Genomic DNA, 11,943 nt, shown 5'->3' on the forward strand with positions numbered 1-11,943 from the left:
CGCAAGGATGCAGAACGATGAACCGATACGCCCCCAGAATTTTCGCCACCGCGCTAATCGCCCTGCTCGCCGCAGCTGGCGGGCTGGGGTACTGGAAGTCGCTCCACGACCAGTTGCCCGAAGGCCTGAGCATGGGCAACGGCCGCCTTGAAGCCACCGAAGTACAAATCGCCAGCAAAATCCCAGGCCGCCTGGCCAAAGTGCTGGTCGACGAAGGTGACAAGGTCACCCGCGGCCAACTGCTGGCGCGTATCGACACCCGCACCATGGAAGCCCAACGCAGCCAGGCCGAAGCCGAAGTGCTGCGCGCCCGGGAGAACTACGCCGCCGCCCAGGCCAGCGTGCAACTGCGCCAGAGCGAACTGCTGCTGGCCAGCCAGGAGCTCAAGCGCGTGCGCGAGATCTTCCAGCGCAAGTACGCCAGCCAACAGTTGCTCGATCAACAGCAGGCGCGCTTCGACACGGCCAACGCAGCGGTAGTCGCCGCCCGCGCCCAGCTTGCAGCGATCAAGGCCGCCATCGGCGCCGCCGAAGCCCAGGTGGCCCAGCTCACCAGTGAAATCGACGACAGCAGCCTGCGAGCGCCCATCGACGGCATCATCCAGCTGCGCCTGGCCGAACCCGGTGAGGTGCTGGGTGCCGGCGGCCGAGTGCTGATGCTGATCGACCCCAGCGACCAGTACATGAACCTGTACCTGCCGGCCTCCACCAGCGGCCAGCTGACCGTGGGCGACCAGGCGCGCATCGTGCTCGACGCCCTGCCCGAACGCGCCCTGCCGGCCAAAGTGGCTTTTGTCGCAGCCAAGGCCCAGTTCACGCCCAAACAGGTGGAGACCCGCGACGAGCGGCAAAAGCTGGTGTTCAGGGTCAAACTCCGCCTGACCGACCCAGGTGTCGTGCCACAGGCTAAACCTGGCATGCCAGGCGCCGGCTATGTGCGCACGGCCGAGGTGGACTGGCCGGCCAACCTGCAATGAACGCCCCGGCACTGCTGGCCGATGGCATCAGCCACCGCTACGGCGACCTGACGGCCCTGCACACCCTGGGTTTCAGCCTGCCTGCGGGCACCCGCTGCGCGCTGATTGGCCCAGATGGCGCCGGCAAGTCCACTCTGCTGGGGTTGATCGCCGGCGTCAAACGCCTGCAGCAGGGTGAACTGCAGGTGCTGGGCGGCTCGATCCGCCAACGGCGCCATCGCGCAGCGCTGTACCCGAAAGTGGCATTCATGCCGCAGGGACTAGGCAACAACCTGTACCCAGAGCTGTCGATCAACGAGAACATCCGCTTTTTCGCCACGCTGTTCGGCCTGGGCCGCCGCGAATGCGAGCAGCGCATGGCCAACTTGCTGCAGGCCACCGACCTGCAGCGCTTTGCCGAGCGCCCGGCCGGCAAGCTGTCGGGCGGCATGAAGCAGAAGCTGGGCTTGTGCTGCGCGCTGATCCACGAACCAGACCTGCTGATCCTCGACGAGCCGACCACCGGCGTCGACCCGCTGTCGCGGCGGCGTTTCTGGGAACTGGTCGAACAGGTTCGCGCGCAGCGCCCGCAACTGACCCTGCTGGTGGCCACCGCCTACATGGAAGAAGCCGAACAGTTCGAGCATTGCCTGATGCTCGATGGCGGCCGCCTGCTGGCCGCAGGCGCCAGCCACGAACTGGCCGCAGTCACCCCCAGTGGCAAACTGGACGACGCCTTCACCCACTACCAGGGCGCGGGCAAGGCGCAGCATCAACCCCTGAGCATTCCACCGCGCCAGGCCACGGATGGCCCGGTCGCCATCGAGGCGCACGACCTGACCCTGCGCTTTGGCGACTTCACAGCGGTGAACAAGGTCAGTTTCGCCATTGGCCGTGGGGAGATCTTCGGCTTCCTCGGCTCCAACGGCTGCGGCAAGACCACCACCATGAAAGTGCTTACCGGCCTGATGCCTGCCAGCGAGGGCAGCGCCAGCCTGCTGGGGCGCCCGGTGGATGCCAGTGACCTGGCCACGCGCAAGCGGGTCGGCTTCATGTCACAGAGCTTCTCGCTGTATGGCGAGCTCAGCACCCGGCAGAACCTGGCCCTCCATGCCCGCCTGTTCGACTTGCCCAAAGCCCAGAGCGCCCAGCGCATCGATGAGCTGATAAATCGCTTCGACCTCGCCGCCATCGCCGACCAACCGTCTGGCGCACTGCCCCTTGGCCTGCGCCAGCGCCTGTCGCTGGCCGTGGCGGTGTTGCATCGCCCTGAAGTGCTGATCCTCGACGAACCGACTTCCGGCGTCGACCCGGCCGCCCGCGACGACTTCTGGCGCCTGCTGGTAGAGCTGTCCCGCGAGCAAGGCGTGACCATTTTCCTCTCCACCCACTTCATGAACGAAGCCCAGCGCTGCGACCGTATTTCGCTGATGCACGCCGGGCGGGTACTGGCCTGCGACACGCCGGAGGCCTTGCAGCGCCAGTACCAGGGCGAAACCCTGGAGGACGCTTTCGTGCGGTGCCTGGAACAAGCCCAGGAGCTCGCGCCGCAAACCACGGATAACACCGTACTGGAGCAAGCAGCTTCGCCTGCCCCACCACTGCGCCAAGGCTTCAGCCTGCGCCGCCTGCTGGCGGTGGCCAGCCGAGAAGGCAAGGAACTGCTGCGCGACAAGGTACGCCTGGCCTTCGCCTTGCTGGGTGCACTGTTCATGATGGTGATTTTCGGCTACGGCATTTCACTGGATGTAGAAAACCTTGCCTTCGCCGTGCACGACCAGGATCAAAGCCCGCAAAGCCGCGCCTACCTCGAAGCCTTCCGAGGCTCACGCTATTTCGCCGAACAGGCGCCGATCCGCGACAGCCGCGAACTGCATCAGCGGCTGCAGCGCTCGGAAATCAAACTGGCACTGGAGATTCCGCCGGTTTTGGCCGCGACCTGTACGCCGGGCGCCAACCGGTGGTGGCCGCCTGGCTCGACGGCGGCATGCCGTTCCGCGCCGAAACCAGCCGCAACTACGTGGAAGCCGTGCACCAGGCCAACCTGGAGCAACTGGCCAAGGCCAGCCCACAGCCGCAGCCGCGCCAGGACCTGGTGCGCCTGGAAACGCGTTTTCGCTACAACCAGGACGTGGTCAGCGTGAATGCCATCGGCCCGGGCGTGATGGCGCTGATCCTGGCCTTCATACCGGCCATGCTCACTGCACTGGGCATCGTTCGCGAGAAGGAGCTGGGCTCCATCACCAACTTCTACGCCACACCCCTCACCCGCCTGGAGTTCCTGCTGGGCAAGCAGATGCCCTACCTGGCGGTAAGCCTGGTCAACCTGGCGCTGCTGGTGGCGATGAACCGCTGGCTGTTCGCCGTGCCGCTCAAGGGCAGTGTGCTGGCCCTGGCCTGTGGTGGCGTGGCCTACCTGCTGGCCACCACCAGCCTGGGCCTGCTGATTTCAGCATTCACCCGCACCCAGATCGCCGCCATTCTCGGCACCATGATCATTACCAGCCTGCCAACCATCCAGTTTTCCGGGCTGATCGTGCCACGCTCGTCGTTGGACGGCGCGGCGGCGGTGATGGGCCAGCTGTTCCCGGCGGGCTACTTCCTCGACATCGCGGTCGGCACCTTCACCAAGGCGCTGGGCCTGCGCGAGCTGTGGCCGCAGTGCCTGATCCTGTTGGGCTTCTTTGCCGCATTCACCGGCCTGAGCCTGGCCATGCTGAAGAAGCAGGAGGCCTGACATGTCGCGCCTGAACCACACCCTGCGCCTAGGCCTGAAAGAACTGACCAGCCTGCGTCATGACAGCGTACTGCTGCTGTTCCTGCTGTATGCCTTCAGCGTGGCGATCTACATGCCGGCCGCCGGCTCGGTGATCGGTGTGCACAACGCCAGCGTCGCGGTGGTGGACGAAGACCACAGCCTGCTCTCGCGCAAGCTCAGTGAAGCCCTGCAACCACCGGAGTTTCAACCTGCCGTTCCGCTGACCGCGCAACACCTGGACCAGGCCATGGACAGCGGCCAGTACACCTTCGTGATCAACGTACCGGTGAATTTCCAGAGTGACCTGCTGGCCGGGCGCTCGCCGGAGCTGCAGATAAACGTCGATGCCACGGCCATGAGCCAGGCGTTCATGGGCGCCGGCTACATCGGCCGCATCTTCGAGCGCGAGCTGCTCGACTACAGCCAGCGGGGCAACGTGCAAAGCCCGGTGCTGATCAACCCCAAGGCGCTGTTCAACCCCAACCTGGAGGGCGGTTGGTTCCTGGCGGTGATCCAGATCGTCAACAACATCACCATCCTGGCAATCATCCTCACCGGCACCGCGCTGCTGCGCGAGCGTGAGCACGGCACCCTCGACCACCTGCTGGTGCTGCCACTGACCGCGCTGGAGATCATGCTGGCCAAGATCGGCAGCAACGCCCTGGTGGTGGTGATATGCACCTGGATTTCGTTGGTGGTGGTAGTGAAAGGCGCGCTGGGCGTGCCGTTGTCCGGCTCGATGGGGTTGTTCCTGGCCGTGACCGCGCTGTACCTGTTCGCCAGTACGGCGCTGGGTATCTTCCTCGCCACCCTGGCACGCTCGACGCCGCAGTTCGGCCTGCTGGCGATCCCGGTGATCATCCCGATGCTGTTGCTGTCCGGCGGCAGCACACCGCTGGACAGCATGCCGCAGTGGCTGCAGTGGGTGATGCAGGGGTCGCCGTCGACGCATTTCGTCAGCCTGGGGGCCGCGATCCTGTTCCGCGATGCCGGGTGGGCGGTGGTGTGGCCGGATATCCTGGCACTGGCGCTGATCGGCCTGGTATTTTTCAGCGTGGCGCTTTCGCGGTTCCGTCGCAGCCTGGCGTCCTGACCCTGTGGGAGCGGGCGAGCCCGCGAAGCAGGCAGTGCGGTGAATGGCACCGGCTTCGCCGGTGTTCGCGGGCTCGCCCGCTCCCACAGTTGATCACTGCACGATCAGGTTGTTGAACAGCAAGTCTTCAACAATCGGCTTGCCCTCTTCCGCTTCCAGCACCTGCTGCACTTGTTTCAGCGCTTCTTGGCGAAGGTGCTCCTTGGCCTCGACGTTGCTCATGCTGTCAACCGTCTGCTGGGTGAACAGTGCCACCAGCTGATTACGGATCAATGGCTCGTGGTGCTGCACCGCCTTGGCTGCTTCGTCGCCGGTCACGCGCAGGGCCACGTCGGCCTTGTACACCCGCAGCCGCGGGCCGCCGTCGAGGGCATAGTTGCCGACAAAGGGCGGGCTCAGGCTGATGTAGGCGACCTTGGGCGCCCCTTCCTTGGCTTCTTCGGCCATGGCCGCAGCCGGCAGCAGCAACGCCAGCACCATCAAGATCAACGCTTTCACGAATTCGCTCCTCAATACAGTTGGCGCCAGCTTACCCAGCACACCGCTCAAACCCAAGCCCGGGCTTATGCCGGCCCATCAGGGCAGGCCATGCTCGTTGACCCGGCAAGCGGCCCTCCTACACTTATCGGCCATTACCCGCAAAGGAATAGCCCCGATGAAAGCCGTGTTGTGCAAAACCCTGGGTCCGGCGCGCGATCTGGTACTGGAAGACGTGGCCAGCCCGCAGCCGAAGAAAAACGAGATCCTGCTGGACGTGCAGGCTGCCGGGGTCAACTTCCCCGACACGCTGATCATCGAAGGCAAGTACCAGTTCCAACCTCCACTACCGTTCTCCCCTGGCGGCGAAGCGGCGGGGGTGGTGGCTGCAGTCGGGGAAAAGGCTGGCACGTTCAAGGTGGGCGACCGGGTCATGGCGCTGACCGGCTGGGGTGCGTTCGCCGAGCAGGTGGCGGTGCCTTTCTACAACGTGCTGCCGATCCCGGCGAGCATGGACTTCACCACCGCTGCGGCGTTCGGCATGACCTACGGCACCTCGATGCACGCCCTGCGTCAGCGCGGTCAGTTACAAGCAGGCGAGACCTTGCTGGTGCTGGGCGCTTCCGGTGGGGTCGGGCTGGCGGCGGTGGAAATCGGCAAGGCCATGGGCGCGCGAGTGATCGCGGCAGCCAGCAGTGCCGAGAAACTGGCCGTGGCCAAAGCGGCCGGGGCGGATGAGCTGATCGACTACAGCCAGGCCAGCCTGCGCGAAGAAATCAAGCGCCTGACCGGCGGCCAGGGGGTCGACGTGATCTACGACCCGGTCGGTGGCGAGCTATTCGAGCAAGCGGTACGCGGGTTGGCCTGGAATGGCCGGCTGCTGGTGGTGGGTTTTGCCAGCGGCAGCATTCCCCAGCTGGCGGCCAACCTGGTACTGCTCAAGGGTGCGGCGGTGCTGGGGGTGTTCTGGGGCGCGTTTGCCCAGCGCCAGCCGCAGGATAATGCAGCCAACTTCAAGCAGCTGTTTGCCTGGCATGCCGAGGGCAAGTTGAAGCCATTGGTGTCGCAGACTTATCCACTGGCCGAGGCTGGGGCCGCCATCGAGAAGCTGGGGCAGCGCCAGGCTGTGGGTAAGTTGGTGGTGTTGGCCAAGTAAGGCAGTTCAGGCCTCTTCGCAGAAAAACCCGCGAAGAGGCCGGTAGAGGTTGTTCACACTTCGCGCAGGTTATGGCAACGCCGGAACCGCGCCTCCAGGTTGCGATCGGGCATCTGGTGGCTGCGCAAGGCATTCAACGTCTGCTCCACATAGTCGCGCGTGGTGCCATAACGCCCCTTGGCACTGGCCAGAATCTGGCTGAGCAAGGTATCCGGCAGATTCCCCGCATAACAGGGTAAATGCCGCTCCAGCACAAAGCCCAATGCCTGCACCTTGCTGCCATCGCCCAACCGGCAGCTAAGCCAGTGCGGCCGGTAGGCCGGGTACGGCATCTCCCGTTGCCATAGGGCCATCAGCGAGTCATCCAGGCTGCTTTCATCCAGCCGATAGGCAAAGCCGCTGCAGGAGCCACCACGGTCCAGGCCAAACACCAGCCCAGGGGTTTCCGGGGTGCCACGGTGTTCGTGCGACCACAGGTACAAGCCCCGGTGATAACCATGCACCCGCGCGCGCTGACGTTCCACCGAATTGCACTCGGGGCGCCAAATCAACGAACCATAAGCGAACAGCCACACAGGCCCGCCCTGATGCCGAGACATGGTCGTCTTCATGGAGTTGAACAACTGATCGTGAGTATGTTGCTGACCGAAGTCGAGTGCCGGAGGATATGAAACTTCCCAGGACATACTTTCAAGTGCCGACATAAGCTGCCGCCATTATCCCTGTGAACTACGGATGTAGCGAAATTCGATTACGCTGCAGCCCCAGGCCGCTTTACCCGGGGCGCTTGCAGTAACCATAGGCCAGAATTGCAGGAATACTCAAGCCCTCGCGTCAGTGTTTCATGCGCGGTTCCGACGACTGGGAAATACTGTTTCAGCCACTGTGAAAGTTAATGGCCAAGGCGGTAACAATTACCGCCTTATACCCATACTTGCAAACTTTGGTTATTAACCACGTGGCGCGTAGGCAAACACATCGGCACGCATGCGGTGCGCATCCATACCGGCCTCGACCAGGGCGTCGAGGGTGGCGTAGATCATGTTCGGCGAACCGCTGGCATACACATGCACGCTGTTGAGGTCTTCAATGTCTTCGCAAACCGCTTCATGCAACATGCCGCAACGGCCTTCCCAGCCGCACAGGTCGCTGACCACCTGGTGCAGGAACAGGTTAGGCAGGCGCTGCCATTCGTCCCAGTGCTCGATCTGATAGAAGTCTTCGGGCCGGCGCACGCCCCAGTACAGGTGTACCGGGTGCTTGAAGCCATTGGCTCGGCAATGCTCGAGCAGGCTGTGCATCTGGCCCATGCCGGTACCGGCGGCAATCAGCACCAACGGCCCGTCGGGCAACTCGGCCAGGTGGGTGTCGCCAAACGGCATTTCGATACGTGCCAGACCGTCACGCTTGAGTTGCTCGATCAGTTGCTGTGCGCTGGGCTCTCGCGCCAGCACGTGCAGCTCCAGCTCACGCCCGGCGTGGGGGGCGGAGGCCAGCGAAAAAGCGGCCTGCTTGCCACCCTCACGCTCGATCATCAGGTACTGCCCGGCGTGGTAGCGCGGTGGCTTGCCGGCCGGCGCGCGCAAACGCACCCGCCAGACGTCGCCACCAACGTCGACGCATTCGCTGACGCTGCACGCCAGCTTGCGCACCGGCAGCTCGCCCAAGGCGAGCACACCATCCCAGAGCAACACGCAATCCTCCAGCGGTTCGGCAATGCAGGTGAACAACTCGCCATGGTCGCGGACTTCGCCTTCCTGGCGTACCCGGCCTTCGACCAATAACGCGGCGCAGACATGGCAATTGCCATTGCGGCAGCTGTTCGGGCAGTCATAGCCCAGCCGCCGCGCTCCATCCAGGATCCGTTCCCCGGGTTCGAGCGCCAGCACCGCCCCGGACGGCTGCAACGTTACCTGCATCAATCTATTCCCAACTGATCCCACAGCTCATCGATACGGCGGGTGACGGCTTCGTCCTTGACGATAACCCGTCCCCATTCGCGTGTAGTCTCGCCCGGCCACTTGTGCGTGGCGTCCAGGCCCATCTTCGACCCCAGGCCCGATACCGGCGACGCGAAGTCCAGGTAGTCGATCGGCGTGTTGTCGATCATCACCGTATCACGCTTGGGGTCCATGCGCGTGGTAATGGCCCAGATCACATCGTTCCAGTCGCGGGCGTTGATATCGTCATCGGTGACAATAACGAACTTGGTGTACATGAACTGTCGCAGGAACGACCACACACCCAGCATTACGCGCTTGGCATGGCCCGGATACTGCTTTTTCATGGTCACCACCGCCATGCGGTACGAGCAGCCTTCCGGCGGCAGGTAGAAATCGGTGATTTCCGGGAACTGCTTTTGCAGGATCGGCACGAACACTTCGTTCAGTGCCACACCGAGAATCGCCGGCTCATCTGGCGGCCGACCGGTGTAGGTGCTGTGGTAGATCGGTTTGTGCCGGTGGGTGATGCGCTCGACAGTGAACACCGGGAAGCTGTCCACTTCGTTGTAGTAGCCAGTGTGGTCGCCATAGGGGCCTTCCGGGGCCATTTCGCCTGGGTGGATCACGCCTTCCAGAATGATTTCGGCGGTGGCCGGTACCTGCAGGTTGCTGCCGCGGCACTTGACCAGCTCGGTGCGATTGCCGCGCAGCAGGCCGGCAAAGGCGTACTCGGAGAGGGTGTCCGGCACCGGGGTCACGGCACCGAGGATGGTCGCGGGGTCAGCGCCCAGGGCCACGGCGACCGGGAACGGCTGGCCGGGATTCTTCTCGCACCACTCACGGTAATCCAAGGCACCGCCACGGTGGCTCAGCCAGCGCATGATGACCTTGTTGCGGCCGATCACCTGCTGGCGGTAGATGCCCAGGTTCTGGCGGTCCTTGTTCGGGCCACGGGTCACGGTAAGGCCCCAGGTGATCAGCGGCGCCACGTCGCCTGGCCAGCAGTGCTGGATCGGCAGAGCGCCGAGGTCGACATCGTCACCCTCGACCACCACTTCCTGGCACACCGCGTCCTTGACCACTTTCGGCGCCATCGACACGACCTTCTTGAAGATCGGCAGCTTCGACCAGGCGTCCTTCAGGCCCTTGGGCGGCTCGGGCTCCTTGAGGAAGGCCAGCAGCTTGCCGATTTCCCGCAGCTCATCGACCGACTCGGCGCCCATGCCCATGGCCACCCGCTCCGGGGTGCCGAACAGGTTGCCCAGCACCGGGATGTCGAAACCGGTGGGCTTTTCGAACAGCAACGCCGGGCCTTTGGCACGCAGGGTGCGGTCGCAGACCTCGGTCATTTCCAGGACGGGGGAGATCGGAACCTGGATGCGCTTGAGCTCGCCGCGCTGTTCCAGGCCACGGATGAAGTCGCGCAAGTCGCGATACTGCATGCAGGAGCCTCGTGTTGGCCGTATCGGTCGGGGGTGCAGAGTGTAGCGCCGATAGGGCCGCAATAGCCAAAATACAGATAGCAAAAAGCCGGGTTTCCCCGGCCTTTGCGTGGTACGACGATCTTACTTGCGCTTCATCGACAGGAAGAACTCGTCGTTGGTCTTGGTCTGCTTGAGCTTGTCGACCAAGAACTCGATGGCGGCGATTTCGTCCATCGGGTGCAGCAGCTTGCGCAGGATCCACATGCGCTGCAGTTCGTCGTCGGCAGTCAGCAACTCTTCGCGGCGGGTACCGGAGCGGTTGATGTTGATGGCCGGGAACACACGCTTCTCGGCGATGCGGCGGTCCAGCGGCAGCTCCATGTTGCCGGTGCCCTTGAACTCTTCGTAGATCACTTCGTCCATCTTCGAGCCGGTTTCGACCAGCGCGGTGGCGATGATGGTCAGCGAGCCGCCTTCCTCGATGTTACGCGCAGCACCGAAGAAACGCTTCGGCTTCTCCAGGGCGTGGGCATCGACACCACCGGTCAGCACCTTGCCGGAGCTCGGGATCACGGTGTTGTAGGCACGCGCCAGACGGGTGATGGAGTCCAGCAGAATGACCACGTCCTTCTTGTGCTCGACCAGGCGCTTGGCCTTCTCGATCACCATTTCGGCAACCTGCACGTGGCGGGTTGGCGGCTCGTCGAAGGTGGAAGCAACCACTTCGCCGCGCACGGTGCGCTGCATTTCGGTCACTTCTTCCGGGCGCTCGTCGATCAGCAGGACGATCAGGTGGCACTCGGGATTGTTACGGGTGATGTTGGCCGCGATGTTCTGCAGCATGATCGTCTTGCCCGCTTTTGGCGGGGCAACGATCAGGCCGCGCTGGCCTTTGCCGATCGGGGCGCACAGGTCGATGACGCGGCCGGTCAAGTCTTCGGTGGAGCCGTTGCCGGCCTCCATCTTCAGGCGCTTGTTCGGGAACAGCGGCGTCAGGTTTTCGAACAGGATCTTGTTCTTCGCGTTTTCCGGGCGGTCGAAGTTGATGGTATCGACCTTCAGCAGGGCGAAGTAACGCTCCCCTTCCTTCGGTGGGCGGATCTTGCCGACGATGGTGTCGCCGGTACGCAGGTTGAAACGGCGGATCTGGCTGGGCGAGACGTAGATATCGTCTGGGCCGGCCAGGTAGGACGCATCAGCCGAACGCAGGAAACCGAAACCATCCTGGAGAATCTCCAGCACGCCGTCACCCGAGATCTCTTCGCCGCTTTTCGCATGCTTCTTCAGCAGGGCGAAAATCACGTCCTGTTTGCGCGAACGGGCCATGTTTTCGATGCCCATCTGTTCGGCCATTTCCAAAAGATCGGTAATCGGCTTTTGCTTGAGTTCAGTCAGGTTCATAAGGGGAGTGACGTAATCATGTAAGAAGGGAGAATTAAGCTTCTGGCTTAATGAGGCCGCGCCGCTAGATGGCGACAGGATCGCGTACTGATTCGAATTAGGGATGCTTCGGCGACGGCGTGTAGAGGGCACTGGAAAAGCAGTGCGAGGCCGAATGTAACACTTGCTTTTTTCTGCGTCTAGTGCTCTGAAAAAGAAAAGCCCCGCATTTGCGGGGCCTTTTCACATCACAGGTGGGCGTCGAGGAACGCGGCCAGCTGCGATTTGGACAAAGCGCCAACCTTGGTGGCTTCGACGTTGCCGTTCTTGAACAGCATCAGCGTCGGGATACCGCGCACGCCGTGCTTGGCCGGGGTTTCCTGGTTCTCGTCGATGTTCAGCTTGGCGACGGTCAGTTTGCCCTCGTAGGTGGCAGCGATGTCGTCCAGAACCGGAGCGATCATCTTGCATGGGCCGCACCATTCAGCCCAGTAGTCGACCAGCACCGGGCCTTGAGCCTGCAGTACGTCGGCTTCGAAGCTGGCGTCGGTGACGTGTTTGATTTTGTCGCTCATGGAAATCTCCAAGGTCGTAAGCAATAAAAAACGTTGCCCATCATAGCCGCCCCCGCCGCCTACAGGAAGCCGCGGACGATTGAGTGTAACTATAGTTGTGCAAGAAGCCGCGAATCGAAACTGTCATGTCGCCGTCATAGAATCGAATGGCACATTGCCTTGCATCAAGGCCAGCACACCG

At 63.2% G+C, this 11,943-nt stretch carries 9 protein-coding genes and 1 pseudogene; 4 read left to right on the forward strand and 6 right to left on the reverse strand.

Features of this window, described 5'->3' with window-relative positions; genetic code table 11:
* Nucleotides 1–17 precede the first annotated feature (17 nt).
* From AB5975_09045 to AB5975_09055, 3 genes and pseudogenes are all read left to right on the forward strand, one after another.
* The gene (locus AB5975_09045; protein XDR21947.1) at nt 18–977 is read left to right on the forward strand and encodes an HlyD family secretion protein; all 960 of its coding nucleotides are present in this window, start codon (nt 18–20) and stop codon (nt 975–977) included.
* Nucleotides 974–3,693 (forward strand): annotated as a pseudogene (gene rbbA / locus AB5975_09050) (ribosome-associated ATPase/putative transporter RbbA). Before AB5975_09045 ends, rbbA begins: the two are co-directional and overlap by 4 nt.
* A 1-nt stretch (nt 3,694) precedes the next feature.
* The gene (locus AB5975_09055) at nt 3,695–4,807 is read left to right on the forward strand and encodes an ABC transporter permease (protein ID XDR21948.1); all 1,113 of its coding nucleotides are present in this window, start codon (nt 3,695–3,697) and stop codon (nt 4,805–4,807) included.
* A gap of 93 nt (nt 4,808–4,900) precedes the next feature.
* Here AB5975_09055 and AB5975_09060 read toward each other — a convergent pair whose 3' ends face one another.
* Nucleotides 4,901–5,305, reverse strand: coding sequence for a flagellar basal body-associated protein FliL (locus tag AB5975_09060; protein XDR21949.1), 405 nt, complete (start codon nt 5,303–5,305; stop codon nt 4,901–4,903).
* A 157-nt stretch (nt 5,306–5,462) separates the two neighbouring features.
* Here AB5975_09060 and AB5975_09065 point away from each other — a divergent pair, with 157 nt between their 5' ends.
* Entirely contained in the window at nt 5,463–6,440 is a 978-nt protein-coding gene (locus tag AB5975_09065) for an NADPH:quinone oxidoreductase family protein (protein ID XDR21950.1), read from the forward strand.
* 53 nt (nt 6,441–6,493) lie between these two features.
* Here the strand turns inward: AB5975_09065 and AB5975_09070 are convergent, their stop codons facing one another.
* The 5 genes from AB5975_09070 to trxA all read right to left on the reverse strand — a co-directional run bounded on the left by AB5975_09070 (nt 6,494) and on the right by trxA (nt 11,762).
* Nucleotides 6,494–7,144 carry a gamma-glutamylcyclotransferase gene (locus AB5975_09070; protein XDR21951.1) on the reverse strand — a complete coding sequence of 217 codons (651 nt, stop codon included), beginning with the start codon at nt 7,142–7,144 and terminating at the stop codon, nt 6,494–6,496.
* A gap of 246 nt (nt 7,145–7,390) precedes the next feature.
* Nucleotides 7,391–8,359 (reverse strand): CDP-6-deoxy-delta-3,4-glucoseen reductase, encoded by a 969-nt coding sequence (locus AB5975_09075; protein ID XDR21952.1) that lies wholly within the window; start codon nt 8,357–8,359, stop codon nt 7,391–7,393.
* On the reverse strand, nt 8,359–9,825 hold the full coding sequence (gene ubiD / locus AB5975_09080) for a 4-hydroxy-3-polyprenylbenzoate decarboxylase (protein ID XDR21953.1): 1,467 nt from the start codon (nt 9,823–9,825) through the stop codon (nt 8,359–8,361). The genes AB5975_09075 and ubiD overlap by 1 nt, the downstream gene beginning before the upstream one ends.
* A 123-nt stretch (nt 9,826–9,948) precedes the next feature.
* On the reverse strand, nt 9,949–11,208 hold the full coding sequence (gene rho, locus AB5975_09085) for a transcription termination factor Rho (protein XDR21954.1): 1,260 nt from the start codon (nt 11,206–11,208) through the stop codon (nt 9,949–9,951).
* A 227-nt stretch (nt 11,209–11,435) separates the two neighbouring features.
* Nucleotides 11,436–11,762, reverse strand: coding sequence for a thioredoxin TrxA (gene trxA, locus AB5975_09090; protein XDR21955.1), 327 nt, complete (start codon nt 11,760–11,762; stop codon nt 11,436–11,438).
* Between the last annotated feature and the right edge of the window lie 181 nt (nt 11,763–11,943).

The sequence above is a fragment of the Pseudomonas putida genome (assembly GCA_041071465.1).
GTDB lineage: Bacteria > Pseudomonadota > Gammaproteobacteria > Pseudomonadales > Pseudomonadaceae > Aquipseudomonas > Aquipseudomonas putida_P.

Bases quoted from the DNA above. Each gene is read 5' to 3' on its own strand.
- AB5975_09045 (XDR21947.1), top strand. From the start codon at position 18: ATGAACCGATACGCCCCCAGAATTTTCGCCACCGCGCTAATCGCCCTG.
- AB5975_09055 (XDR21948.1), top strand. From the start codon at position 3,695: ATGTCGCGCCTGAACCACACCCTGCGCCTAGGCCTGAAAGAACTGACC.
- AB5975_09065 (XDR21950.1), top strand. From the start codon at position 5,463: ATGAAAGCCGTGTTGTGCAAAACCCTGGGTCCGGCGCGCGATCTGGTA.
- AB5975_09070 (XDR21951.1), bottom strand. From the start codon at position 7,144: ATGTCGGCACTTGAAAGTATGTCCTGGGAAGTTTCATATCCTCCGGCA.
- AB5975_09075 (XDR21952.1), bottom strand. From the start codon at position 8,359: ATGCAGGTAACGTTGCAGCCGTCCGGGGCGGTGCTGGCGCTCGAACCC.
- ubiD (XDR21953.1), bottom strand. From the start codon at position 9,825: ATGCAGTATCGCGACTTGCGCGACTTCATCCGTGGCCTGGAACAGCGC.
- rho (XDR21954.1), bottom strand. From the start codon at position 11,208: ATGAACCTGACTGAACTCAAGCAAAAGCCGATTACCGATCTTTTGGAA.
- trxA (XDR21955.1), bottom strand. From the start codon at position 11,762: ATGAGCGACAAAATCAAACACGTCACCGACGCCAGCTTCGAAGCCGAC.